Below are 25,961 nucleotides of genomic sequence, written 5' to 3' on the forward strand. Positions count from 1 at the left end.
CTTTTAAAATGAAACATCTTTACGCCTTTTTTGATGAAAGGTCTTACGCCTTTCCTTACGGAAAGTCTTACATCCTTATACATCATACTTCCTGGGCGGTCCCTTTTCAACGGGAATCATCAGTTAGCAGGCCATGCGGCCCTTTTTCTTGCTGCAAGGTCCTCTTCATTTGCACCCATAACCATTATCGCATCAGGGATGCATCTGATAGTTAGCGGAAAATCAGGACCGCGTTCTCCATCTATATCGCTTACAAGTGTCCTGTCGGTAGTTTCAATCAACAGCTCATCCGTCTGGAAGTATACAAGCCCAACCGGCTCCTCCAGATGCTCTCCTCTCAGGAACTTGATTAGAAGAGGGAACAGTTCTCTAAGCGCCTCATCCTTGATGAGTATGACGTCAAGCTTGCCGTCATTTCCCTGGGCCTTGTAGGCCAGTTCAATGTTGCCTGCGGTCCTTCCGTTGAATACGAGCACCATGAACATTCCGCCCTCATAGCTGCCATCCTTTGACGTTATCCTTACATGGATCTTCCTGAAATTCGGGAGCTGCTCAAGTCCCTTGAGATAATATGCGAGCTTACCGATGGAGTTCTTCATGTCATCATCTGTCTTCTGGGACACATCCGTGAAGAGCCCGGCACTGGCCACGTTTATGAAGTACCTGTCGTTTATCATCCCGATGTCCATGGGCACGGGAACTGCCGAAAGTATCTTCTCGCATGCAGCAGACAGATCAGGCGGCATGCCTATGTACTTGCTGTAGTCATTCGCTGTTCCTGCTGGGAGTATCCCTATGGGAATCTTCACGCCTGCACTCATCATCTCATTTACAAGGAGGTCCACCGTTCCGTCTCCTCCTGCAACTATGATATGATCATACCCGTCATTTATGTCAGACAGGGCTTCCTTCATCCTGAAGCTTTCATCAAGTCTGACTGTAACCAGCTGATAGCCATATTTCTGATGTATCCTTATTATTTCGTCGAGCTTGTCGATGACAATGCTCTCACCCGCGCTGGGATTGTACAGGAGCTTCGCTTTCTTCACTCCAAACACCTCGCTTTATATATTTATAATACCACTTGAAAAGGAAATATGCTGAGTGGAAAAATCATGCCGCAAAGGTAATTTCCTCATCTTGGGAACATTAAAGTTTCACTTGGGACCAAAATAGTTTATAATGAAGTATCGCATTAAAGCCGGAGGTAACAATGAACAGCGCACTGATTCCCAATATGATGACCTTTCTTAACCTCACACTTGGGGTCATGTCCCTTATCAAGGGCGTGCAGGGCGACTATGCCACTGCAGGGCTATTCATACTTTCTGCCGGTATGGTGGACAGGTACGATGGCAGGATAGCGAGGGCGCTTGGCGCCGAATCGCCCCTTGGCAAGGAGCTTGACTCCCTCTCTGACATGGTATCCTTCGGGGTGGCACCAGCAATACTTGCCTACTTCATGTTCAATCTGCATGAGCTTGGACTGATGGGTCTTCTGCCGGTTATCCTGTTTCCCATAGCGGGAGCATACAGGCTGGCAAGGTTCAATTCCTGTGATTTTGACGGAGTATTTACCGGAATCCCAATAACACTTGCAGGCTGCCTGCTGGCAATGCTGGCACTGCTTCTTCGAAACAATGTGGAGCTTCGGAGCCTTGTAGTAATAATGATGATCGCTCTTGCTTATCTTGAGGTAAGCACCATAAAATTCAAGAAGTTCTGACTTAAGGACAGGTATGACAGCCTGTCCTTTGTTATTTCTCACCGAAAATCCTCTTTGCAAGGATTTTTCCTGCAGCAGTTCCAGCAAGGCCTCCGATTCCAGTCTCCCTGAGAGATTCAGGCATTGCCCTCCCTATTGAGTACATTGCCTCTACGGTGTCATCGAATGGAATCCTTGATTCTACACCTGCCAGCACCATATCGGCTGCACCTATGGCCGAAAGAACGCCCTGTGCGTTCCTTTTTGCGCATGGGACTTCAACGAGACCGGCTATCGGGTCGCAGACAAGGCCAAGCGTATTCTTGAACACAATAGCTCCAGCGTCAAGGCACATCCCCGGCGTTCCACCCATCATCTGTACTATGGCGCATGCAGCCATTGCTGCGGCTGAGCCGCATTCCGCCTGGCAGCCTCCTTCGGCTCCGGAGATGGTGGCATTCTGGGCTATGACAGCTCCCACCGCACCCGCAGCGAAGAGACCGAGTATGATGTCCTTCTCGCCTATCCCATGCTCTTCCTTCATGGTCATGACCGCAGCAGGCAGTATTCCGCAGGCTCCGGCTGTAGGGCAAGCCACAATCTTACCCATCGATGCGTTGACCTCTGAGCAGGCAAGAGCATAGGCCATGGCACGTGTGGTGACGCTGCCTCCGACGCTTCTTCCCTCCTTAAGGTATTTGCCCATTTTGTATGCATCGCCGCCTATGAGGCCTGAAACGGATATTACCTTTTCAGATACTCCCTTTGATGTTGAGCTCTCCATTACCTTAAGGGCTTCCTTCATCCTGTTCCAGATTTCTTCATAAGAAATCCCTGTCTCCTCTGATTCCTGCCTGATTGCAAACTCTCCAATTGTTATGCCCTGCTTTTCGCATGCGCCTATAAGCTCACTTCCACTTGAAATGTTCAAAGTGCACCTCCTTTAAGTCGTCACCGGATAGCTGAGTGAATCTGAAGCTACCGGCAGGAACCTTATTCCGCCAACCCCGGAGACATCCTTCAGCTTTTCCAGAGTTCCCTCAGGTATGTTTTCGTCAGTCTCAAAGATCATTGTTGCGCTCTTGCCCCTCTGTGACCTGAATACGGACATGAATGCAATGTTGATGCTGGCCTCGTATAAAAGCCTTGTCACATGGGCAACAACTCCCGGGGAATCGGTATGGGTTATAAGGAGGGTGGGATAGTTTCCAGTGAACTGCACATCCTCATCCCCTATCCTTGTTATAAGGACAGCTCCGCCTCCAATGGACGAGCCTGTCACAGAAATGATTTCTCCATCTGCAAGCGTCATATCGATCCTCACCGTGTTTGGGTGGACATCGCCAAGGCTTCCCTCCCTGAAGGATATCGATATGCCAGCCTCTTTTGCCAGGTCCATGGAGTCCCTCAGCCTGTCATCATCAGGCAGCATGCCCAGGATTCCTGCCACAAGCGCTCTGTCAGTGCCATGGCCGCGGTAGGTCTTCGAAAACGAGCCATGCAGGATGAAGTCTGCCTTCACGATTTCGCTGCCTGCAATAAGCCTCGCTATCCTTCCTATCCTTGCCGCTCCGGCTGTATGGGAGCTTGATGGTCCTATCATGACCGGACCGATAATGTCAAATATCCCGTACTTTTTCTGCATACTTCAACACCAGGCCTTTCTTCAGTATTCGTAGAAGCAGCTGCCTCCTATGAATTCCCTTAGTATGGAATTCTCGGGAACCATCTCATCCTTGATGTCCCTCACAAGCACCAGTATGGATGAGAGCCTCTTTGCCTCCTCGAAAAGAAGGCTCGACTTGTCTATTGCCCTCAGCTCCTTAAGACAATGCTTTTTAAGGACTGCAAGCTCGTACAGGATAGTGGAGTTGAACATGACGTCAGCCTCTTCCTGATACGGGTAGATGTGTTCCTTCTCGCCCCTTGCGACTGACGGGAATATTCCCAAGGTATCAGTTGCTGAATACCCTCTTGAGAGTATGTCACGCACCATCCTTCTAAGCTTCCTTACGTCTGTGGTGGCGATCCTGTTATGCCTGTCCATGTTCATGGCTGTAAGGGCGCTGATATACACCTTGAATTTGGCTTCTCTCGGTATTTCAGGGAAAAGCGCGGGATTCAGTCCATGAATCCCCTCTATCATAAGGACTCCCCTTTCGGGCAGCCTTGCAATATGTTCTGAGATTGTCCTCTTGCCTGTCTTGAAGTCAAAATGAGGAAGCGCGACTCCATGGCCATCAATCAGCTTCATCACATGCTCCTGGAACAGTTCTAGATCCAGTGCCCTGAGGCTTTCAAAGTCATAGGAGCCGTCCGGATTCTTCGGAGTATGCTCCCTGTCCACAAAGTAGTCATCCATCCCTATGGCCACTGGTATGAGCCCGTTCACCCTCAGCTGGATTCCCAGCCTTTTCGTGAAGGTGGTCTTTCCTGAAGAGCTTGGTCCTGCAATCATGACAATCCTTACATCCCGTCTTCCTGCAATCTCATCCGCGATGTATGCGATCTTCTTCTCGTGCAGGGCTTCGGTCACCCTCACCAGGTCGAAGGCCTCTCCTCCGATTATCTTTTCATTCAGGTATCCGATGCTGTCGACGCCAATGATTTCATCCCACTCCTGAGTCTCGCTGAATATCCCGAACAGCTTGTCCTGGGGTTTGAAAATCCCGATTGAAAGTGGATCGTACACAGGCGGATAAGTAAGGACAAAGCCTCCCTTATACGGTTCAAGTCCGAAAAGGTTAATAAGTCCTGTATTTATAGCCATCTTTCCGTAAAAATAGTCGTAGTGGCCAAGAAGCCTGTATAGTGTAATTGATTCAAGCCCTGATTCCTTCAGCAGGTCTATCCTGTCCTCCATGTGTTCCTTCCTGAATATTTCAAATGCCTCTTCCCGTGACAGCTTCACCTTTTCAAGAGGATGGCTGCCTTCAATTATCTTCAGCATTTCATCATGGAGGCTTTTGATGAAATCTCTGGAAAGCTCATGTCCCGGCATCCTGCAGTATAGTCCTCTGCTTATGGAGTGCTCTATATAAAGCTGGCTTCCAGGGCTAAGTGTCTTCACAGCCACCACAAGGATGAATGAGAGCGTGCGCTCATACGCCTTGTTTCCATGGGAATCTGTGATGTATACGGGGAATACCTCCCCTTCCTTCCTGATTTCCTCGTCAAGTTCGAAATACTCGCCTGCCTGCCTTGCGAGCATCGGCTTCAGAGGTCCGCTGTCATCCTTGAGGAGGTCTCTGTATTTTATTCCTGTCTCGATACTTATGTCAGCATCCCTGTATCTCAGCTTAAGCATTCTACCGCCTCCAGTGCCCTTTCCTTAATTATAACCTAAAGTTAGCACTGGTTGGCTATCTGAAGCTTAAACTAAGGCCTTTGCAGAGCCTTTTTCATAAGGTTTGCATAAAGTTAACAAGTAGTTGACAGTCTGTTTCTTCAAAATAAACTCATAAACCTGTACAGTTGTTGTGGAAGTATCCTTAGGATTGGATTATAATGGTATTGTAATTGTCCCTACGGGTACAAAATTGTCCCATATGAAAGGTGGTCAACAAATGGCATTAGTAACAACCAAAGAAATGTTCAAAAAAGCTTATGAAGGTAAATATTCCATCGGTGCGTTCAACATCAATGACATGGAGATCATACAGGGCGTAGTGAATGCGTGCAAATCAAGGAATTCTGCTGTAATCCTCCAGGTTTCCACAGGAGCGCTGAAATATGCAGGTCCCGCTTATCTCATGAATATGGTGGATGCGGCTATAAAGGAAACAGGAATCGACATCGCAGTACATCTTGACCACGGCCCGGACCTTGAGACTGTGAAGCAGGTAATAGAAGCCGGATTCACATCTGTAATGTTCGACGGATCACACTATGATTTCGAAGAGAATGTAAGGCTTACAAAGGAAATTGTTGATTACGCGCATGCAAGAGGCGTAGTTGTTGAAGCAGAGCTTGGAGTGCTTGCAGGAGTAGAGGACGATGTCCACTCAGAAAAGCATGTATACACCCAGCCTGATGAGGCAGTTGACTTCGTTCAGAGAACAGGCTGCGACTCGCTTGCGATTGCCATAGGAACATCCCATGGCGCATTCAAGTTCGCTGGAACTCCTGAGCTTAAGTTCGATATCCTTGAGGAGATCGGAAACAGACTCCCAGGATACCCGATAGTACTCCACGGAGCATCAGCAGTAAGCCAGGAGCATGTTGCCACATGCAACGAGTTTGGCGGAGCGATAAAGGGAGCACAGGGAGTTCCTAAGGAAATGCTTAGAAGAGCCTCAGAGATGGCAGTGTGCAAGGTAAACATGGACACCGACATAAGGCTTGCAATGACAGCGGCACTAAGAAAGTTCCTCGCTGAGAACCCATCAGAGTTCGATCCGAGAAAGTACATGGGCGCAGCAAGAAAAGAGATCCAGAAGCTTGTCGAAGAAAAGATCGACGATGTTCTTGGTTCAGCAAACAGTATGGCATAAGAAACAGGCTCTTCCGAGGCTTAGGCCTCAGGAGAGCCTTCCTTTTTCCTATTCAATTCAAACCAATCCGCTTTTCATTTCACAATTCGCTTTGGAATATACCTCCACGATGATTATTTCCCATATGATGCAGACAGCCGGAAGCTTTCGCTTCCGGCTGTGCATTTTCTCTTTAGTTCTTCAAGTCATTCATCTTAAGTGTGCTTCACCTGGCAGTGGTTCTTTAGTTTCTCACGCCGCTCTTCATTAGTTCCGGGCTGCTCTGCCCTTCGTCCTTGGTATGTTCTAATCTATATTCGGGTGATTAGAAGGCTGTCTGTACCGGCAGCTGCAATTTCTCAAGGCTGTGCTTGAGTCTGAAGAACTCGTCCTCGAGAGCATTTATCTTCTTTTCGATAAGCTCCCTGGCGGTAGGCTTCACAGCTGCTCCAAGTTCGTGGGAAAGAGTAGTCAGTTCGTCACTGATGTTGACAAGTCTCCTAACAGCATCGTATCCGTTCACTTTCATCTCTCCTTTTTAGGTCAATACGCTAGTATTGAGCAGGTCAATACTTTGTATTGAGCAGTAAATGCATATGGCAATTGCCAAATACTTGTTTACATGTGAATCATAGGGCAACCTAAAGGGAAACACAAGTGGTCCATGAAAACTTTATGAAACTCGATAATGTATGCGTTTCAACGCTTTTGCATCGCAAAAGAAAAGGGTTGCAATTACCGGATGCGTTGCTGTCTTTGCTGTTTTCATAGCCTGATTTATAGAATCTTGTCAAACTTACCTGCATAATTTCTTCATGTATTGTATAATCAGGGTAACAAACGAGGGGTGGATCGCATGGAAATGGAAGTCAAGATCCTTGATATCGACATTGAGGATGTAAGGAAAAGGATGAAGGATGCCGGGGCTGAGCTTGTAAAGGATGAGGACCAGGAAAACATGATATTCGACTTTCCTGACGGAAGACTTTTGAAGGAAAGGGGCTATGCAAGGATACGGACCGTAAAGGATAGAAGAGACGGCAGCATTTTGCATACCATGACTACCAAGAGGATGCTTTCACAGGAGAAATACAAGGTCATGGAGGAGCACGAGGCTGTAATCTCCTCAGGCGAGGAAGGTGAAGGCATCTTCAGAGCCTTGGGTCTCGAGCTTTCACATGTCATAAGGAAATCCAGGGAGAGCTTCAGGTACAAGGACACTTTGGTCGAGATAGACATCAACGAGAAGGAATTCTTTCCTGTCCCCTACCTTGAGGTAGAAAGCGCTTCAGAAGATGAGCTTGAAGAAACTGTGAGACTTCTTGGCTATACGATGGCAGATGCAACCTCCAGGACAATGTACGAAATCATGAGGGATATGGGGCTTGTCAAGGGAGACGATTTCGGGTTTTAGGTTGACGGTAGACTAAGCTTAGACTATAATTTTAACGATAAGCTTTGAACGGGAGTATTAGCGAAATAACCCTTTAAAGAGAACCTCCGGATGGTGCGAGGAGGCAAAGGGAAAGCGTGAACTCGCCCGGGAGCACGGCCGAAGAAAACGGCCGCGGGTCGGACCGTTATATCCTAATGAGAGGGGTAGTTTTACCCAACTAGAGTGGTACCGCGGACATGTTCCGTCTCTTGACTGAGACGGGACTTTTTTATTTTTAGGAGGAATATCAATGGCAAACTATGGAAAGGCTACTGACATCAAGTGGCAAAGGACCTGGGAAGAATCAGGAAAGTTCAAGTTCGACATCAATGGAAAAGGTGAAAAGCTGTACGTGCTGGAGATGTTCTCCTATCCTTCAGGCAGCAATCTGCATGCAGGGCACTGGTTCAATTACGGACCTACCGACTCATGGGCGAGAATGAAGAGGATGCAGGGCTACAATGTATTCCAGCCTATGGGCTTCGACGCATTCGGACTACCTGCTGAGAACTTCGCCATAAAGACAGGCATACACCCAATGGATTCCACCCTGAAGAACATCGAGACAATGGAGAAGCAACTGAGGTCCATGGGCGCCATGTTCAGCTGGGACAACGAGGTCATAACTTGTCTTCCTGACTACTACAAGTGGAATCAGTTTCTGTTCCTCAAGCTCTATGAGAACGACCTTGCATACAGGAAGAACGCTCCTGTAAACTGGTGCCCGAGCTGCATGACGGTACTTGCCAACGAGCAGGTCCTTGACGGCGCATGCGAAAGGTGCGGAACACTTGTAACCAAGAAGGACCTGACACAGTGGTTCTTCAAGATTACCAAGTATGCGGATGAGCTCCTTGAAGACCTTGAAGGCCTGGATTGGCCGGAAAAGACCAAGGCAATGCAGAGGCACTGGATCGGAAGGTCGTACGGTTCAACTGTCAAGTTCAAGGTATTGGATTCAGACCTTGATTTTTCAGTCTTCACCACCAGGGTCGATACACTGTTCGGAGCAACTTATGTGACACTTGCGCCGGAGAACGACCTGGTGCTGAAGATAACTACTCCTTCTCAGCTTGCTGAAGTGGAAGCTTACATTGAGAATGCAAGAAGCCAGTCAGACATAGAAAGGCAATCACTGACCAGGGAGAAGACAGGAGTATTCACAGGCTCCTATGCAATAAATCCGATAAACGGCAGGTCAATTCCTATATGGATTGGAGACTATGTCCTTAACACATACGGTACCGGTGCTGTAATGGCGGTTCCTGCTCATGATGAGAGGGATTATGACTTCGCCATCAAGTACAACCTGGAAATTGAGAGGGTAATACTTGGCGGAGATGGTCTTCCATTCTGTGAGGATGGGGAGATGACCAATTCAGGCAGCTTCAACGGACTCGCTGGAGATGAGGCAAGGGACAAGGTCACTGATTACCTTGCATCGATTGGCATGGGAGAAAAGAAAGTAAACTACAGGCTTAGGGACTGGCTGGTCTCGAGGCAGAGATACTGGGGAACCCCGATTCCGATGGTTTACTGCGACAAGTGCGGAGTGGTTCCGGTTCCTGAGAAGGACCTGCCGGTAGAGCTTCCTTATGATGTTGAGTTCACACCGGATGGAAAGAGCCCGCTTGCAAAGAGCGAGAAGTTCATGAACACAACCTGCCCACACTGTGGCGGCCCCGCGCAGAGGGATCCTGACACACTCGATACCTTCGTCTGCTCATCCTGGTATTACCTGAGATATGTCGACAACAAGAACGGTAATGAGATGTTCAACAAGGAAATGATCAACAAGATGCTCCCTGTCGACAAGTATGTCGGAGGTCCTGAGCATGCGGTAATGCATCTCCTATACGCCAGGTTCATAACAAAGGCGCTTAGGGACATGGGATATCTTGACTTCAACGAGCCCTTCCAGTCACTTACCCATCAGGGGCTCATACTTGGAACCGACGGGCAGAAGATGTCCAAGTCGAAGGGTAACACAATAACCCCTGACCACTACATCGAGCAGTATGGCTCTGATGTGTTCAGGCTTTACCTGATGTTCGGCTTTGCATATTCAGAAGGCGGAGCATGGTCAGACGACGGAATAAAGTCGATAGCACGATATGTGGACAGGATAGAGAGGAACTTCCAGACAGCACTTGAACTGATGGGTTCGGCAACTAGGACTGAAATCGGCAAGAGAGAAAAGGAGCTTCAGTACTGGAGAGCGAATGCAATCAAGGGTGCAACCGAGGATGCTTCAAAGATGCAGTTCAATACCACGATTGCCAGGACCATGGAGCTTATGAACGCAATAGGCAAATATATCCAGGACGGAGATGTCAACAAGGAAGTCCTTATGGATGTGCTGAAGGACTATGCGAGGATAATTGCCCCATTTGCCCCGCACTTCTCTGAAGAGCTCTGGCAGATGCTTGGAATGGACTTCACAATATTCGATGAAGCATGGCCTGTATGGGACGAAGCAGCTCTCATCAAGGATGAAGTCGAGATTGCGATACAGGTAAACGGAAAGATAAGAGGAAGGATCATGGTTCCTTCAGACGCAAATGATGACACTATCAAGGAAATGTCCCTGGCTGCTGACTTCACAAAGTCAGCTACAGAAGGAAAGACCATCATGAAGGTCATCGTAGTCAAGGGAAGCCTTGTCAACATTGTTGTAAAATAGAAGGTTTTTTAAATGAAGAAGCGCCTTGCGGATTTTCGCAAGGCGCTTCTTCATTTATTCAGTATCTCAGCATGTCAACAGCATGGCCAAGGAGCATTACTGGATGTCTGTATATCATCATGGGTCCCACAGTCCGCATGACAAGCCTTATCCTCTGCCTGTACTCGTCCTTGTAGCAATGCACTGTACATTTTCCGCATATCTTCTTCTTCTCTCCGAACCTGCAGCTTTCAAGCCGCCTGACAGCGTAACGGAGAAGCTCAGAGCATTCGTCACAAAGAGCTTCATCTCCATGGTCTTCTTTTCTGCAGTACATATGGACCATAGTCTCCAGAGTCTTAAGTTCCCTTTTGATCCTGTCTCCCATAAAATTCACGCTCCTGCATCTATTTATTCTGCAACATGAAGTGTCTGATTCAAGGATACATTCATTTCTGCTTCTTTTCCAGAAGAAACCATCATAAGAGCCCTTACAAGAAGAAAATGGCAGAGAATCTGATTCTCCGCCATTTTTGTCATACGGCCTTTCCGGCCAATTCATCACTGCCTGCATTCATGATATCCATCCTGCTCAGATTAAGTACCCTCTGGTTTGATGACCCAACAAAAGGTATCGCCAGGGTCCGCCTTGAGAGAATGAACCTTCCGTCAACCAGGGTGTCAACAAGGAACAGAAGCTTCTTCTGCTCCTCAGTCCCCTTTTCCAGCAGCTCCTCGATGGTGAATCCTGTGTAGCACCAGACTCCAAGCCCTTTTCCCTTTAGCCTCAGAGCTATGTCGATGAACGGCTCAGGCTGAGCAAATGGATCTCCTCCGGAAAAGGTTACACCGGACAGCAATGGATTTTCCAGGATTTCATCCACAATGCGGGAAGTTTCGTCCACAGTTCCACCGTTAAAGCTGTGGGTTTCAGGATTGTGGCATCCCGGGCAATTGTGAGTACACCCCTGTGAGAATATTACATATCTAAGTCCAGGTCCGTCCACTATGCTTTCGGGCTCAATTCCTGCTATCTTTATTTCCATGCTATGAGTGCCTCACTCTGTCGCGTACCTCTGCCTGCTTCGCATCATTGAACCTGTCAAGTGTCCCTACAAGGTAGCCGGTTATCCTTCTTATCCTCTCGAAGGGAACTTCACACTCCTGCCTTCCGCAGCTTGGGCAGGTGTCCTCGATGACACCTGAAAATCCGCATATGGGGTCTCTGTCCAGAGGATGGTTAATGCTTCCGTATCCAACTCCTGCTTCCTTCATGGCCTTGATCAGCTTTTCAAACGCTTCAAGGTTGGATGAAGGATTTCCGTTCAGCTCTATGTAGGTTATGTGACCGGCATTGGTAAGCTCATGGTATGGGGCCTCCAGCCTTATCTTGCTGTATGCGCTTGTCTTGTAGCCTACAGGTACATGGAATGAGTTGGTGTAGTATTCCTTGTCAGTTACGCCTGCAAGCTCTCCGAACTCCTTCCTGTCGATTCTGGTGAATCTTCCAGAGAGTCCTTCAGCCGGAGTAGCTATAAGGGTGTAATTCAACTTCTCCTTCTGGCTTCTTTCATCAAGGTACTTCCTTATTCTGCCGATTATCTCGAGTCCGAGCTTCTTTGACTCCTCATCTTCTGCATGGTGCTTTCCGGTCAATGCTGTCAGGCATTCTGCAAGTCCTATGAAGCCGATGCTTAAGGTTCCGTTCTTTATCGCTTCCCTTAGCTCATCGTTCCAGTCAAGTCCCCTGGCATTTTTCCAGACACCCTGACCCATGAGGAACGGAAAATTCTTAACTCTCTTCATGGCCTGTACCTCGAACCTCTCGAGAAGCTGAGCACATACAAGCTCAAGTCTTTCATCGAGCTCCTTGTAGAAGCCTTCAAGGTCCATCTCTGACCTTTCCTTTAGCGCAATGCCATGCTTTATTCCGATCCTTGGCAGGTTGATGGTTGTGAATGAGAGGTTTCCTCTTCCCAGGACCTGCTCCTCACCGTTGACGTTTCCGATTACCCTTGTTCTGCAGCCCATATATGCCGCTTCAGTCTCAGGCCTTCCTTCAACGTAATACTTCAGGTTATATGGAGCATCAAGGAAGCTGAAATTAGGGAATAGCCTCTTTGACGATACCCTCATGGCAAGGTGGAACAGGTCATAGTTCCTGTCGCCTTCATTGAGGTTTATACCTTCCTTGACCTTGAATATCAGTATTGGGAATATTGGTGTCTCTCCGTTTCCAAGTCCTGCTTCCTGGGCCAGGAGAAGGTTCTTTGTGACCATCCTTCCCTCTTCTGATGTGTCAGTCCCGAAGTTTACGCTTGAAAATGGAACCTGGGCCCCTGCCCTTGAGTGCATGGTGTTCAGGTTGTGTATGAAGGCCTCCATAGACTGGAAGGTCTTCCTGTCGGTTTCTGTGAGAGCTTCCTCGAATGCGAAGCCTACAGCACCTTTTGCACCTTCATCAGATAATCCGAACCTTCCGGATATAGCCTTCATCAGTGAAGCTTTCTCTGTATCTCCGTCCTTCATCCTTCCTGAACTACTAGCATCGATCAGCTCCAGGAGCTCATCTTTTTCAGCTTTTATGCCCATTACGGACAATGCCTTTCTAAGGTTGTCTGCATACAGCTTCCTGAAGGTCTTCGCAACACCCTTTGCAAGATTATAGTCGAAGGTTGGAATTGACTGACCTCCGTGCTGGTCGTTCTGGTTTGACTGGATTGCTATTGCGGCAAGGGCTGCATAGCTGGTTATGTCCTGGGGCTCCCTTAGGAATCCGTGGCCTGTGGAGAAGCCTCCCTTGAACAGCTCATCAAGGTCTATCTGGCAGCATGTCAGTGTACCCATGTTCAGGAAGTCCATGTCATGTATGTGTATCTCGCCCTTGTCATGCGCTGACGCATGGGCTGAGGAAATGACGAAATCCCTGCAGAATTCCTTTGATACTATGCTTCCATACTGCAGCATGGTTCCCATAGCTGTATTTCCGTTGATGTTGGCATTCTCCCTCTTCAGGTCTGATTCCTTTGCATCAAGGAATGTGACATCCTCTATGCTCTTCATGAGCCTTGTCTTTGAATTCCTTATCCTGCTTCTTTCAGCCCTGTAAAGTATGTATGCTTCGGAGGTCCTTGCATGTCCGCCTTCAATCAGCACCTTTACTACGGAATCCTGAATGTCCTCAACCGTAGGGGTGCTCCCGTGAAACTTCTTGTGGACTAGCTTCTCAACGTCCCCTGTTATCTTTTCAGCCATCCCGTAATCGGGAGTCTCGTTTAGCCTGTCCGCCACGTCCTTGGCAGCGAGGAATATTGCGCGCGTTATCTTTTCGGAATTGTATGGTATTATTCTGCCGTCCCTTTTCCTGACCTCCGTGATCATATGTCAGCCCCTTTACTACATCTTGTGTCATCTATTTTCATTCTATCTATATATTGTGGTCTCTACAATGATACAGCACAAAAAAAAGTAGGTCAATATTCGTAATTTCCTATAGATGCGAAATAATCCTGAAAAAACGAAAGAACGGGCTTTTCCTAGTCCGTTCTCAATATTCCTTGCCTTGACAGCAGCCTATATTCCTTCACCGTATATGCTTCCGGATTCGTTCTTCAGATAGTCCAGAACCCTAAGCTCCAGGTAGCACACTTCACCCATTGACTCGAACATGACATCCTTAAGCTCGTTCCTTATATATGTAACAAGCGGTCTTACCTCAGCCGTATCGAGTATCCTGAGTACCCCGATGTCATTTCGCCTCAGGAAAAGGCAGAATCTCTTCAATATGTACCTTGTGAGGTCCAGTGAAATATCGACTGTCCACTCATATATGACCATCCTCTTCTCGTTGAGCTTTACCCTGATTGACCCTTCCCCTGTGATGAAGGAAACGAATAGATTCCCGTCCTCATGCACTTCAATCAGCGATTTCCCTACTTCCTTGCGCAGATTGAGGTTAATGGGCGAAAATATTACCCTTATCAGCTCTTCCTTGGCTCCGAAATGCACACCCTTATTATCCATATTTTCCTCACTGTGTTCACAAAATGTTTTCAAATTTTAATTGATAATCACTTTCAATTGTATCCAATCCATGCTATTATAATTACAGACACACTACACATGCAAATGCTTTGAACCCTAAGAAGTATTTCATATTTCCCCCTTTTATGCGATTGTGTTTACCAGTGGAGGCCGATTTTCCCCGAATCGGCCTTCATCTTTTTTGGGGGTTTCTCAAGTACATTCTACCACATCATAAAGATAGCTTACATGGAAAAATAGCCGGAATCCCCTCATCAAAATTTAGACCAGCAAAGTTTTCTCTTAAGGAAAAAATAATTTGAAAGCACAGCGAAGCTGTTATATAATATATCCAGAATGTTGATTAAATTACTAGGATTTAAAAAAAGGAGTTGTCATATAGATGGAAACGGTAAAAACCGGCATCATCGAGATGAGCGAGGAGTCATATAGCGAATTCTTCGATCTGCTCGAGATCAATGAGATAGAGCCAAAAGTCGTCAGGATCGCCCTTGCAGGATACGGATGCAGCGGACCGAGCTTCGGACTTATGATGGATGAACAAGGTGCAGGTGACGTGGTGCAGGTTTACAAAGACATCACCTTCATTGTTGCAAAAGAGCTCTATGAAGAGTATGATGGCTTTAAAGTGCTTTCAGACGACGAGAATTACGGCGGCGGGATGTCACTGAGACCAAGAAATACAGACACAGCATCAGGTTGCTCAACATGTGCATCCGGATGTGCAGTTTAGGAGGAAAATCAATGGAAACAACAAAAAAGGAAGTACTCACACTCAGTGAAGGCGCATACACCGAATTCAAATCATTCCTTGCGTCAAACAACGTTACCGACAACAACATCAGGATAAGCCTCGCAGGCTACGCATGCAGCGGACCAAGGTTCGGACTCATGGTGGATGCACCCGGAGCTGAAGACCTGGTTGCAACAGTTAATGACATCAACTTCATAGTTGAGAAGAACCTTTACGAGGAATTCGAAGGATTCCAGATACTGTCAAGCGAAGAGAACTTCGGACAGGGCATGGTCCTAAGACCTAACAAGGTAGATGACAGCGCAGGCGGATGTTCATCCTGCTCAGGCTGCTAATAAGAAAAACTCATGCTCCATTCACAGATGTGAATGGAGCATTTTTCATTTCATCCTTCAGCTTTCCAAAAAATCCCTTCAATTCTTCCTGATTATCTCATTTCCTGGCACTGTCGATCCTCATCAGGTATTCCCTTACCGAGTCTACAACGGAAAGTACACTTTCATCTCCAGTGTAGCTTGCAAAAAGCACCAGATCATCTTTTGAGGCGAACACGTAGCAGCCATTCCATCTTTCCTCTGTAGCTAGATAATCAAGCCACACATCGTCAGATATCAATAAATTCCCTTTGCTGAGCCTTGATTCCCAGCCTCTTGTTACCATTCTTGAATGATCAGGGATCTTCAGGTCATAGAAGTATACAAAAAGAGAAGGCTCGTATCCATCAGAAGACATCCATATCTCTGAACCATTGTACATCCTGTCTGTCAGCACTGATCCGGGTTCATGGTAGTACGGCATTTTTTCTGATACAAGGTCTTTTCTTGTATCTATGTCAGGAAGCCTAAGTATATCAGAAGAGGCTGCATATGCAGGCATTATCCTCTGGTCGCTAACTATGATCTCACCGATGTCAGCGAATACGCACCATGCAACGCCTGCAGCAAGAATCGCAATCGATGCTATCCTCCTTGAAAGTGCTTTTCTCCATTCTACATTCTGGAGGATCTCATTTCTAAGATACCTGCTCAACTCATTTGTTCCCCTGTACTCCTCGAAAGCCCTGAAAGATGATATTGCAAGGAGCGCCAGGCTTATTCTACTTGTGATCCCCCTGTCAAGCATGGAAAGATAGAAGTCCTCGTCAGTCTTTATGAGAAATACAATCGCGGCGATGCCCAATACAATCAAAATGAATGAAAGTATCAGACCTCTGTTCATCTTTCTCCCAAGCCTATCTATGGATATCGCCCTGTCATACGGGTCCGTATGGAGGGGTCTTGCACCTCCTCTCCCTTCAGTCCTGAAGAGATGGACATCTCTCCTGTAGCCTACATGCTCCCAGCCGCAGTCAGAGAACACCTGGAGCTCGTCCTTTCCCGGATCCTTCGCCATGATGTCCATTGAATATCTGAAGTCCTTTGGCTCACCCTTGTCGAAGGCGGCATAATAGTATCCGAAATCCCTGACATGCAGGCCGTCCATCGACATGTCTCTGAACCAGGTCTCAAGCATTCCTGTCCTGTACATTCCTGATGGCATCAGCTTTCTTTTTATGGTGCCCATCCCCTGCCTCCTTCAACTGCCATGAAATCCCTGTGCATCATTGCTATCCTCTCATGCTCGGCCTGCAGAGCATGCCTTCCGTCAAGTGTCAGCTGGTAGGTCTTTCTCCTGTTATCTTCCTTAACCATGGAAATCAGCTTATCCTTCTCAAGCCTTGCGAGAACCCCGTACAATGTTCCCGGACCCATCAGGACCCTTCCTCCGGATACCTCCTCTATGGCCTCCATGAGCCTGTATCCATGGGATGGGTTGATTAAGGCAAGCAGTACATAGAACATGGCCTCTGTCATCGGGCCGCCCTGATATGGCATTTTTTCACCCCCAGCATTATTATGTGTCGCGATATTATGCGTCACGATATACCGTATGACATAATAGTAGAATACTGCATGGGTAATGTCAACAGCAAAAGAGATGCTGCAGCTGTAAAAATTACAGCCGCAGCATCCCTTAAAGTTCAAATACCAATTCTGATATGTCTTAAGTTATCAGATAGGTATATTGACCTTCTTGTTATCCTTATTTCTTCCTCTGATCATCCTCAAGAGCTGAAAGCCCCAGGGCTATGGCGCCCTTTATCCCGGCATCGTTCCCAAGCTCAGGGTATACAATGTATGAGTCGAGGTCCTCAAGCTCAGGAGTCCTTAAATAGCCTCCAAGAAGCTCCCGAACGTATCGTCTCACCATTCCGAGGACATGTCCCCTGTGCATTACGCCTCCGCCTACAACTATCCTCTTGGGTGAAAGGATGAGGATGTAGTTTACGAGGGCCTGAGCAACATAGTATGCTAGAATGTCGAACACCTTGTGGTCATCAGGTATGTCCCTGCCCTTCATGCCTGTCCTTGCCTCAAGTGCAGGACCAGCCGCAAGGCCTTCGAAGCAGTCGCCGTGGAACGGGCAGACCCCCTTGAAGTCATCATCCTTATGCTTTCTAAGTATGATGTGTCCCATCTCCGGATGAAGCATGCCGTGGATCAGCTTCCAGGATTCCATGGCACCTGCGCCAATTCCTGTTCCGATCGTCATATACAGGCAGGAGTCAAGCCCTCTGCAAGACCCGAAAAATGCTTCTCCCAGGGCTGCGCCGTTGACATCTGTATCAAAGCCTATTGGTGCATCTATATAGGTTTTCAGTTCATCGATCAGATTGTAGTTCTGCCACTTCACCTTTGGGGTGGAGGTTATGGATCCGTAGGTAGGTGAATCCTTGTCAAGGTCGATAGGACCGAAGGATCCCACGCCCATGGCATCAAGGTTTTCACCTATGAAGAATTCCTTTACCTTTGCCATGGTCTTTTCAGGTTCTTCAGTAGGTACTTCCTGTCTTCTTTCGATTTCGCCCTTCTCGTCGCCGATAGCAAGGACAAACTTGGTTCCGCCAGCTTCAATTGCTCCTATCCTCATGATTACCTCCTGAATTTCATTTTCTTTAAGTCTATTCTATCTTGCCCACTCATGCAACAGTGTCCTCATTACCTGAAGTCCGTAGGTCCTGTCTACCTCCTCCCTGTCTTCCTTTAGGATGAACACATCACCTCTGGGATCCTTCAGTGATATGGAGCTGCCCAGGACCACCCACAGGGTCCTGAAGTGCACAGGTGAGATTGTAAGATGTTCCTCGCCTTCACCGTCAGTGAAGTAGACAAGGAACGTGGACCTCAGATTCTTCTCCTTGATGTATTCGAATACCGGTGAGAACCTGGTGCCTCCGCGCCTGTCAAGGAGCGGCCTTATGTCCTTGATGCTCCTTATCATGTAGTCTCTCCTGACCTCATTGTCGCATTCAAGGACCCGTATCGGCGCATCGTGCTGCCTGGTAAGCATCAGCATCTCCGTAAGGAAGCCGTTCATATCCTTGTCTGTTATGCTGCCTGAAATGTCCAGTGCAACTGTTATGTCAGGAGCGAAGTCCCTTAGCTCTCCCTTAAGGTCCAGCCTGTCAGGCTGTCTCCTGTCAAGCCTCGCAACAGTTTTCCTCCTGCCCTTGGGAACTGTACGGAGGGCTCGCCTTACGCTGCTCTGCCAGTTGATCCTTCCCTTTCCTCCCGTCTCCAGGATCTTCAGGATCTCCCCCGGCACACCCTTGTCCCCTGCATGGGAAAGTATAGCCTTTATGGTCTCCCTTGACCTGTCCTCGTCCTCTGTTTCAGACTCAGCCCACCTGTCATGTGCAGTTTCGATGTCGATACCGTTCTCCTTCTTCATGTCCAGGTCTTTCCTGTCCATCTTCATCATGGCCTCATGAATTGATTCAACATAGAACTCCAGTGTCTCATTTGTCCTTAGGTTCAGGTTGAACCTCACATTGACAGAATTTATCCTTTCAGCAAAATGCGGAAGGTTCGTGATGTACTGGTTCACCGAAATATCCATCCCAAGGCTTATTGCAAGCTTCTGGTACTTGTTCTTGAGGACCTTCTCCCGTGAGTGGTGCTTGAGTATGATATGGTATATCTCATGCTTTATCATTGCCCTTGCCTCAAGCTCCTCAAGAAATAGGAAGCTAAGCGGATTGAACATGAACACGACACTGCCCTTCCTCATGACGCTTGCAGTCGGATAGGTCAGGGTGAAATCAATCTCCCTTATCGTCCTTGAAAGGAAAAGGGCATAGTAGTCCTCACCGCTCGTTACCATCCTGAAGGAGAGCTCGTCCAGATACCTTAGGAAATCCCTGCTGAATCCCTTCCTCAGGCTTCCGGATTCTGTAAAAGCCACTGCATCGGAAAGAAGCTCCCTTCTCCTTGCCGATATGGCATCTCTGTCCCTTAAGTCCTTGTGGAAATTAAGATCTGCCATAGCACTGGAAGAAGCCTTCTATGAAGGTATCTGAATTGAGGAGAAGAGGATATACGTCACCGTAGTCAGCCCTTATCTCCTTCATGACTGAGATCCTCAGGTCCTTTGGCATAAGGTTCAGGACCTCTGAGTATCTGTCAGCAAAGATCGGTTCCATATGGTCCCTCAGGTACAGGATCATGTTCTTAGCAAGGATATAGAGCCTTGAATGGCTTGCCTGGGAGATTTCATCCTTCACGAACTGACTGAGAACTTCCATCGAGAACAGGTCATCAGGTGAGACCAATGGATTCCTATTGTCCTCAATGAACGCCATAAAATCCTGTGCAACCTTCATCCCGACGTTTCCCTTTACCACGTTGTATAGGGTCTTCTGGTCTATGTCACGCATCTCGGCAACCTTAAGTGCCTGTGAAACCCTTTCCCAGCTTCTTGGTGTGGACCTGATGAATTCATCCTGAGGCTTGTAGTTCAGGTATTCACGGAATTGAGATATGAACTGAATTACCAGATCGTGGATTTCTCCATCCTCCATACCCCATCTGATCCATTCCTTTGGATCACTATCCATGTTGAACCAGACGAACCTGTCTTCCTGGGCTGGGTCCATGTCGACCACCTGGTAGTCTGTCTCGGAGAAATCCTCCATCCTGTTAGATGGATTCATTGCAGCTGCTACAACTACGCGTTCAGAAAGCCTGTATCCGTTGATTTCCCTGTTAAGTATCAGGTTCATCAGCTCCTGCTGCACAGAGTGGTCGCACCTGTTGATCTCGTCTATGAAAAGAAGAACAGAGCCTTCGCTCTTTTCAAGATATTCGTCGATTTCAGTCAGCTTATGATGTGTGGCGTATCTGGTCCTTCCTCCCACTACAGTCGGAAGTCCTCCGATCTCGCCTTCCTTCAGAAGATTCGCGTCTATGTTTACGAGATAAAGTCCCTTTTCCTGGGCGTATTCCCTGATCAGCGAGGTCTTTCCTATTCCGCTCTCTCCTATGATAAGCGGCACAGCTCCTGACAGGACCGCAAGGTCCAGAGCCTCAAGTGTCTCCTTGTAGTTCATTACCTTGCCTCCTATCTCGACAGCACGTAGTCGATAAGCTTCATCTTAGCAGCCTTCGACCCATACTCGTTTATGAAATCAACCTTGTTCATGTCAAGCACCTGCAGTTCCATGAAATCCCTGATATACCTTTCAGTGACATCATCCCTTGAAAACACACCTGTGAGTACTTCCAGAAGGAAATCCATGTCCAGGCTGTCATAAAGGTACTTGGCTATCCTGATGTTCAGCCTTAGATACTCCCTGAGCTCCTCATCGTCATAGCCCTTGATGTAGGTTATGGCCTGCTCGCTTGCCTTCAGCGCTTCCTTCCTTGCCTCCAGGCAGGGCTCCTTGATGAATTTCAGCGCGCTCCAGTAGTTCTTTACTGCAGCCACCTGCACCTCGCACTCGGGGTCCTGTATGTACTGTATGGCATCGTAATCCCTTTTGACAGCTGCAAGCTTTAGCATCAGGTCAGGCTTCCTGATATACTGTATGGCCCAGCCCTTGTTAGTAACAGCAGCCATCATGACCTCATACGACGGGTCCTTGATGTACTTAAGGCTGTTCCAGCCTGCCTTTACTGCCAGCAGCCTGATCTCCTCAGGAGCATCCTTTATGTGCCTGATCGAGCCTGGCGTCTTTCTCACGGCCTCCCTCATGGTTTCGATGCCCGGATCCTGTATATGCCTTATCTCATTGCCGTTTTTCCTTACCTTTTCTATATCATCCAGCTCGTTTCTCATAACCTGCTCCTCATTTACCTGATCTTTTTCATCTGCTCAGCTTACATTATATCAATTAATTGGATACAACTGAAGCGAGGCCGTGAAAAAACGGCATCTCTGCCGTAGTTTCTCTTAGCCTTCAGCAGACAGCTACTGTCTGTGCTTGTCAAGCTCTCTCTTCACATTCTCCTGAAGGTAGTTAAGCTCTGTAACTCCACCATACTCAATAAGCTTGTTCAGAGACACCTGGAACCTTGCGGCCTCCTGCGACCTTCCCATGGACATGAGAGACAGTATGTCGCTCATTATGCTTGATATCATGGCTGACTTCACCTCGAAAAGCTTCTGCGCATCCTTTATCTCATCCTTGATGTCCATCATTACCTGGTCCAGCTGGTAAGAGGATTCAGCAGCAGTCTTCAGTTTGCCCCTGATGTGTTCCGGTATGTGGGCCTTGTACTTGTAGTTGAGTGAATGCTCGGTGACTGCCCAGAAATTCATTGCAAGTGTCCTGATCTGGATTTCCGCTATGATTTCCGTGACACCTCCCGCCATGTTTACGGGATACTTTATCACGACATGGTAGCTCCTGTAGCCTGAGGGCTTCACATTGCTGATATAGTCCTTTTCGTACATGATCTGCATGTCGCTGCGCTTTCTTATTATGTTTACGACAGTTTCTATGTCATCGACGAACTGGCACATTATCCTTATGCCTGCTATGTCTTCCAGCTCAAACCTCAGCCTGTCGTGGGGGATGTTGAATTTGTTCGCCTTTTCAAGCATGGAGGATATCTCCTTCACCCTACCTGTGATGAACTCGATGGGGGAATACTCGTTCCTCCTCCTGTATTCTGTCCTGATGAACCTGAGCTTGACCTTAAGCTCTTCAACAGCCTGGTCGTATGGTATCAAAAAGGTCTTCCAATCCGTTCCGGACATACCAATCACCTCTTTACTCCCTAACTATAGCACTTACTCTGTCAATTATAGCAAACTTTGACATTTGTTTTAATACCCTTAAAAAAAAGACCCTCCAGGTACCGGAGGGAATCCTCAGATACCGGAGAGTCTTTGCTTTAGCTATATGAACAGTGTGGCGTTGGAATCCTCGGATTCGGAGAGCATGTAGCCTACTCCTCCGAGCTTTATTCCGTCGATGAGCTCCTCTTCCTTAAGTCCGAGAAGGTCCATGCTCATCTGGCATGCGACAACCTCAACTCCGCTGTCTATGGCAGACTTGATGAGGTCCTCAAGGGAGTGGACGTTCTTGTCCTCCATTATCTTCCTGATCATCATCGGTCCGAGTCCGCCCATGTGCATCTTCGAAAGTCCCAGCTTCTTTGAGCCCTTAGGCATCATCATTCCGAATGCGTTCTCGATAAATGTCTTCTTTACTGGTCCGCTGTTTTCCTTCCTGAGGATGTTTATTCCCCAGAATGTGAAGAACATGGTTACCTTCTTGCCCATGGAGGCTGCTCCATTGGCTATGATGAATGCTGCTATCGCCTTGTCCAGGTCTCCTGAGAAGATTATCATGGTCTTGTTGTCCTTGACCGGCTGCATTGCTGCATAGGATCCTGAGCAGCCTATCTCAGTTTCGCTGTCATCATCGTAAAGACCCTTCCTGATGCTGGCCTTGATGAGTCCCTTGTCCTTCTTAACTGAAATCAGCTCGTTTCCGGTCCTCTTGGCCCATGCCTTGATATCCTCATAGAAGCCCATGTCTGAAGCTGTGATGTCCAGTCTGTCACCTTTTTCCATGCTGTCTACAGATGACTTTACCCTCATGAGAGGTCCCGGACAGCAGAGTCCTGTGGCATCAAGCTCAACTGTCTTTGAAATCCTGTCTGGCTCCTCAGTAGCTGTGCCGGGGGCGCCGATCCCGGCTCCCTCAAAAGGGCCGGTCTTTCCTCCACCGACTCCGCCATCATTGCCGTCCTTCTTCGAAGGCTTGAACTTTGCGAAGTTAATGAGCTTGTATCCTCCGGAAAGGTTCTTTGTAGTGAATCCGTGCTGGTTCAATAGCCTGGAAGCGATGTAGCCTCTTAGTCCAACCTGGCAGTAGATCCATATGAGCTTGTCCTTAGGAAGCTCCGACATCCTTGCCCTAAGGCTGTTAAGAGAGATGTGGATCATGCCTTCGATGCTTCCGTTGTCAATTTCTATTTGATCCCTTACATCGAGAAGAATCATTGTAGCCGGGTCAAACTCAGCATTGAACTCATCAATTGTCCTGTTGTCAGCAAGTCCCTCAAGGGTATTCTGAGCTACAAATCCCATCATGTTGGCTGGGGACTTAGCTGAGAGGAATGGTGGTGCATATGCAAGCTCAAGCTCTGCAAGGTCATCAACTGTGGCCCCGAACTTTATTGCAGTTGCTATAACATCTATCAGCTTGTCTACTCCGTCATATCCGACAGCCTGCGCTCCAAGGACCTTGCCGTCCTCAGTGAATACAAGCTTGGCTGAAAGCTGGGTAGCTCCAGGATAGTAGGTAGCATGGCTGTTTGGATGTATGAATATGGCCCTTACAGGTATTCCAGCTCTCTTTGCATTTCTTTCGTTCATTCCGGTAGCTGCAGCAGTCATATCAAAAACCTTAAGTATTGATGTTCCCATTGATCCAAGATATGTCCTGTCGATTCCAGCTATGTTGTCAGCAATGATCCTTCCCTGCCTGTTGGCTGGTCCTGCGAGTGGAATGGCTGTCCTTCCCTTTGTCATGAAGTCAACTATCTCAGCGGCATCTCCAGCTGCATAGACATTCTCGAAGTTTGTCCTCATGTGGTCATCTGTAACAATATGTCCCCTTGGCCCTATAGTTATGCCAGAATCTTTCAGGAAGCCAGTCTCAGGCTTTACTCCGATTGCAGCAACCACGAAATCACCAGTCAGGACTGTTCCTGAAGCAAGCTTTACAGATATCTTGTTACCCTCTTCAATGAACTCGCTGACTCCGTCTCCAAGGTGAAGCTCTACTCCCCTTGACTCCATCTCAGCCTCGGCAATCATGGAAAGTTCTGAATCAAACGGTGCAAGTATATGAGGTACAGCCTCTACGAGGATTACATTAAGTCCTCTCTCGACCATGTTCTCAGCAGCCTCGACTCCTATGAAGCCTCCGCCGATTACTATTGCAGTAGCCTTTGTATTCTTGTCTACCACAGCCTTTATTGCATCTGTGTCAGGAATGTTCCTTAGTGAGTAGACCTTCTTCGAATCTATTCCCTTGATAGGAGGCTTCATCGGTGATGCGCCTGGTGAAAGTACAAGGTAGTCATAGGACTCCTCGTAGGTTCCCCTGTCCTTTGAGTTGACAGTCACAGTCTTTGCAACAGGGTCAACCTTCACGACCTCGCTGAATACCCTTACATCCAGCTCGAACCTGTCCTTCATTGCCTTTGGTGTCTGAAGCAGGAGCTTGCTCCTGTCCTTTATGACCTCTCCGATATGGTATGGAAGTCCGCAGTTTGCAAAGGATATGAACTCATCCTTCTCAAACATCACTATTTCCATGTTCTCATCGAGCCTTCTGAGCCTTGCCGCTACGGTTGCTCCACCTGCTACTCCACCTACGATTACTGTCTTCTTACTCATTTCTTCTCCTCCAGATCAAGTATTCTTATTATATCCTTGGCCGTCTCGCTTACGACCCTGTACGTTATTTCCGTGCCTTTTCTTTCGCCCTCTATGATCCCTGCTGCCTTAAGGCTTCTTATGTGCTGAGATATGGTCGACTGTGGTATGTCCAGACATTCCTGCATGAAGCTCACGTTGCACCCGTTCTCCCTTATAAGCCCTCTGGCGATGCAGAGCCTTACAGGATGTCCGAGAACCCGCATTATCTCGGCCGGTCTTTCCAGCTGATCAAGGTTGTTGTCCATATATCCCCTCTCCCTCAATTAATACATTCTAATATTACGTTTTTAAAATATATTTGTCAACAATTTAACGCGTAATTTTTTCACAAATTACACCCTACTTCTCGTACAAATATTCAACAACCGTCCCCATATTTTGACATATCGGCAGAACAGCCATCATGTATTAAGCTTTTTCACCGCCCGAGCCACGACAAACCTTGGGACTAGCTTTGACATCACCGGAATCGCCTTGTTGAATGGACCTGCAACTACAATGCTTTTCCCCTTCATCAACCCTTTGTAGCCTTCCTCGGCAACTGCGGCTGCCGACATCTTAAACCTGTTGGCTACATTGGTCCTTGACACCTTAGCCTTCCGCTGGAAGTCCGTTGTTGTCGGACCAGGGCAAAGGGCCGTTATAGTAACACCAGTGCCCTCCAGCTCATATGACAGAGCTTCGGACAAACTAAGCACGTATGCTTTGGATGCATAGTATGATGCCATGAGAGGTCCCGGTTGGAATGCTGCTGTCGAAGCTGTGTTAAGGACCATACCGTGTCCTTCCTGAACCATTCCTGGAAGCATTAGCCTTGTAAGCTCCGTAAGGGCAATTATGTTCAGATTAAGAAGGTCAGTCGTCAGAGAGAGGTCCAGCTCATGGAACAATCCATAGAATCCTATGCCGGCATTGTTAACAAGGTTCTCAATTTTTATCCCCAAACCTGACACTTCGTCAAAAACCTCCCTGGATGCCCCTGTTCTGGACAGGTCTTTGACAATCATAATTATGTCGATCCCATACTTTTTCTGTAGAATTCCTTTATGCTTTCTAGCTTTTCACGGCTTCTTGCAACCAGAACCAGGTCATTTCCATCCTTTGCGAAG

At 47.7% G+C, this 25,961-nt stretch carries 26 protein-coding genes and 1 other annotated feature; of the genes, 6 read left to right on the forward strand and 20 right to left on the reverse strand.

Going from position 1 to position 25,961, the window contains the following annotated elements:
- Window positions 1-119: 119 nt before the first annotated feature.
- Window positions 120-1,049 (reverse strand): YegS/Rv2252/BmrU family lipid kinase, encoded by a 930-nt coding sequence (locus J2Z34_RS11270; protein WP_209459968.1) that lies wholly within the window; start codon window positions 1,047-1,049, stop codon window positions 120-122.
- Window positions 1,050-1,213: 164 nt separating this feature from the next.
- Between J2Z34_RS11270 and pssA the strand changes: the two genes are divergently transcribed.
- Complete coding sequence (gene pssA / locus J2Z34_RS11275) at window positions 1,214-1,726, forward strand: CDP-diacylglycerol--serine O-phosphatidyltransferase (RefSeq protein ID WP_209459969.1); 513 nt, start codon at window positions 1,214-1,216, stop codon at window positions 1,724-1,726.
- Window positions 1,727-1,757: 31 nt separating this feature from the next.
- Here pssA and sdaAA read toward each other — a convergent pair whose 3' ends face one another.
- Genes sdaAA through J2Z34_RS11290 form a run of 3 tightly spaced genes read right to left on the reverse strand, consistent with a single transcriptional unit; the run spans window position 1,758 to window position 5,012 of the window.
- The gene (gene sdaAA, locus J2Z34_RS11280; protein ID WP_209459970.1) at window positions 1,758-2,636 is read right to left on the reverse strand and encodes an L-serine ammonia-lyase, iron-sulfur-dependent, subunit alpha; all 879 of its coding nucleotides are present in this window, start codon (window positions 2,634-2,636) and stop codon (window positions 1,758-1,760) included.
- A gap of 12 nt (window positions 2,637-2,648) precedes the next feature.
- Entirely contained in the window at window positions 2,649-3,350 is a 702-nt protein-coding gene (sdaAB, locus tag J2Z34_RS11285) for an L-serine ammonia-lyase, iron-sulfur-dependent subunit beta (RefSeq protein ID WP_209459971.1), read from the reverse strand.
- A gap of 21 nt (window positions 3,351-3,371) precedes the next feature.
- Window positions 3,372-5,012, reverse strand: coding sequence for a nucleoside kinase (locus J2Z34_RS11290; RefSeq protein ID WP_245250634.1), 1,641 nt, complete (start codon window positions 5,010-5,012; stop codon window positions 3,372-3,374).
- Between the two features lie 259 nt (window positions 5,013-5,271).
- On the opposite strand from J2Z34_RS11290, the gene fba reads away from it, so the two are divergent.
- A complete protein-coding gene (gene fba / locus J2Z34_RS11295) occupies window positions 5,272-6,198 on the forward strand; it encodes a class II fructose-1,6-bisphosphate aldolase (RefSeq protein WP_209459972.1) in 927 nt (308 codons plus the stop codon).
- A 304-nt stretch (window positions 6,199-6,502) separates the two neighbouring features.
- On the opposite strand, the gene J2Z34_RS11300 is transcribed toward fba, so the two are convergent.
- Window positions 6,503-6,700 carry a hypothetical protein gene (locus tag J2Z34_RS11300; protein ID WP_209459973.1) on the reverse strand — a complete coding sequence of 66 codons (198 nt, stop codon included), beginning with the start codon at window positions 6,698-6,700 and terminating at the stop codon, window positions 6,503-6,505.
- Between the two features lie 333 nt (window positions 6,701-7,033).
- On the opposite strand from J2Z34_RS11300, the gene J2Z34_RS11305 reads away from it, so the two are divergent.
- Together J2Z34_RS11305 and leuS are read left to right on the forward strand one after the other, a co-directional pair.
- Window positions 7,034-7,591: a class IV adenylate cyclase gene (locus J2Z34_RS11305; RefSeq protein ID WP_209459974.1), complete on the forward strand. Its 558-nt coding sequence runs from the start codon at window positions 7,034-7,036 to the stop codon at window positions 7,589-7,591.
- A gap of 35 nt (window positions 7,592-7,626) precedes the next feature.
- Window positions 7,627-7,825: a binding site (T-box leader), on the forward strand.
- 37 nt (window positions 7,826-7,862) lie between these two features.
- The gene (gene leuS, locus J2Z34_RS11310; protein ID WP_209459975.1) at window positions 7,863-10,295 is read left to right on the forward strand and encodes a leucine--tRNA ligase; all 2,433 of its coding nucleotides are present in this window, start codon (window positions 7,863-7,865) and stop codon (window positions 10,293-10,295) included.
- Window positions 10,296-10,353: 58 nt separating this feature from the next.
- Here leuS and J2Z34_RS11315 read toward each other — a convergent pair whose 3' ends face one another.
- From J2Z34_RS11315 to J2Z34_RS11330, 5 genes are all read right to left on the reverse strand, one after another.
- Complete coding sequence (locus J2Z34_RS11315) at window positions 10,354-10,662, reverse strand: nitrous oxide-stimulated promoter family protein (protein WP_209459976.1); 309 nt, start codon at window positions 10,660-10,662, stop codon at window positions 10,354-10,356.
- 23 nt (window positions 10,663-10,685) lie between these two features.
- On the reverse strand, window positions 10,686-10,814 hold the full coding sequence (locus J2Z34_RS17765; RefSeq protein WP_280922323.1) for a hypothetical protein: 129 nt from the start codon (window positions 10,812-10,814) through the stop codon (window positions 10,686-10,688).
- Window positions 10,811-11,320, reverse strand: a complete 510-nt coding sequence (gene nrdG, locus J2Z34_RS11320) for an anaerobic ribonucleoside-triphosphate reductase activating protein (protein ID WP_209459977.1) — start codon at window positions 11,318-11,320, stop codon at window positions 10,811-10,813. The genes J2Z34_RS17765 and nrdG overlap by 4 nt, the downstream gene beginning before the upstream one ends.
- A 1-nt stretch (window position 11,321) precedes the next feature.
- Window positions 11,322-13,655: an anaerobic ribonucleoside triphosphate reductase gene (locus J2Z34_RS11325; RefSeq protein ID WP_209459978.1), complete on the reverse strand. Its 2,334-nt coding sequence runs from the start codon at window positions 13,653-13,655 to the stop codon at window positions 11,322-11,324.
- Between the two features lie 192 nt (window positions 13,656-13,847).
- Window positions 13,848-14,297 (reverse strand): hypothetical protein, encoded by a 450-nt coding sequence (locus tag J2Z34_RS11330; protein ID WP_209459979.1) that lies wholly within the window; start codon window positions 14,295-14,297, stop codon window positions 13,848-13,850.
- Window positions 14,298-14,700: 403 nt separating this feature from the next.
- Between J2Z34_RS11330 and J2Z34_RS11335 the strand changes: the two genes are divergently transcribed.
- Both J2Z34_RS11335 and J2Z34_RS11340 read left to right on the forward strand, forming a co-directional pair.
- The gene (locus J2Z34_RS11335) at window positions 14,701-15,051 is read left to right on the forward strand and encodes a HesB-like protein (RefSeq protein ID WP_245250635.1); all 351 of its coding nucleotides are present in this window, start codon (window positions 14,701-14,703) and stop codon (window positions 15,049-15,051) included.
- A gap of 11 nt (window positions 15,052-15,062) precedes the next feature.
- Window positions 15,063-15,407, forward strand: a complete 345-nt coding sequence (locus J2Z34_RS11340; protein ID WP_209459980.1) for a HesB-like protein — start codon at window positions 15,063-15,065, stop codon at window positions 15,405-15,407.
- Between the two features lie 97 nt (window positions 15,408-15,504).
- On the opposite strand, the gene J2Z34_RS11345 is transcribed toward J2Z34_RS11340, so the two are convergent.
- The 10 genes from J2Z34_RS11345 to J2Z34_RS11390 form a co-directional block, all read right to left on the reverse strand.
- Window positions 15,505-16,635 (reverse strand): DUF2812 domain-containing protein, encoded by a 1,131-nt coding sequence (locus J2Z34_RS11345; RefSeq protein WP_209459981.1) that lies wholly within the window; start codon window positions 16,633-16,635, stop codon window positions 15,505-15,507.
- A complete protein-coding gene (locus tag J2Z34_RS11350; RefSeq protein WP_209459982.1) occupies window positions 16,623-16,946 on the reverse strand; it encodes a PadR family transcriptional regulator in 324 nt (107 codons plus the stop codon). Before J2Z34_RS11350 ends, J2Z34_RS11345 begins: the two co-directional genes overlap by 13 nt.
- Before the next feature lie 208 nt (window positions 16,947-17,154).
- Window positions 17,155-18,042, reverse strand: a complete 888-nt coding sequence (locus J2Z34_RS11355; RefSeq protein WP_209459983.1) for an ROK family protein — start codon at window positions 18,040-18,042, stop codon at window positions 17,155-17,157.
- Between the two features lie 36 nt (window positions 18,043-18,078).
- Window positions 18,079-19,437, reverse strand: a complete 1,359-nt coding sequence (locus J2Z34_RS11360) for a vWA domain-containing protein (RefSeq protein ID WP_209459984.1) — start codon at window positions 19,435-19,437, stop codon at window positions 18,079-18,081.
- On the reverse strand, window positions 19,424-20,500 hold the full coding sequence (locus J2Z34_RS11365) for an ATP-binding protein (protein WP_209459985.1): 1,077 nt from the start codon (window positions 20,498-20,500) through the stop codon (window positions 19,424-19,426). Before J2Z34_RS11365 ends, J2Z34_RS11360 begins: the two co-directional genes overlap by 14 nt.
- Window positions 20,501-20,511: 11 nt before the next feature.
- Entirely contained in the window at window positions 20,512-21,228 is a 717-nt protein-coding gene (locus J2Z34_RS11370; protein WP_209459986.1) for a hypothetical protein, read from the reverse strand.
- Between the two features lie 132 nt (window positions 21,229-21,360).
- Window positions 21,361-22,152: a GTP pyrophosphokinase gene (locus J2Z34_RS11375; RefSeq protein WP_209459987.1), complete on the reverse strand. Its 792-nt coding sequence runs from the start codon at window positions 22,150-22,152 to the stop codon at window positions 21,361-21,363.
- A 141-nt stretch (window positions 22,153-22,293) separates the two neighbouring features.
- On the reverse strand, window positions 22,294-24,810 hold the full coding sequence (locus J2Z34_RS11380; RefSeq protein ID WP_209459988.1) for an FAD-dependent oxidoreductase: 2,517 nt from the start codon (window positions 24,808-24,810) through the stop codon (window positions 22,294-22,296).
- Complete coding sequence (locus J2Z34_RS11385; protein ID WP_023388137.1) at window positions 24,807-25,097, reverse strand: ArsR/SmtB family transcription factor; 291 nt, start codon at window positions 25,095-25,097, stop codon at window positions 24,807-24,809. The genes J2Z34_RS11380 and J2Z34_RS11385 overlap by 4 nt, the downstream gene beginning before the upstream one ends.
- Window positions 25,098-25,253: 156 nt before the next feature.
- Complete coding sequence (locus J2Z34_RS11390) at window positions 25,254-25,859, reverse strand: SDR family NAD(P)-dependent oxidoreductase (protein WP_209459989.1); 606 nt, start codon at window positions 25,857-25,859, stop codon at window positions 25,254-25,256.
- Between the last annotated feature and the right edge of the window lie 102 nt (window positions 25,860-25,961).

The sequence above is a fragment of the Youngiibacter multivorans genome (assembly GCF_017873395.1).
Taxonomy (GTDB): domain Bacteria; phylum Bacillota; class Clostridia; order Clostridiales; family Clostridiaceae; genus Youngiibacter; species Youngiibacter multivorans.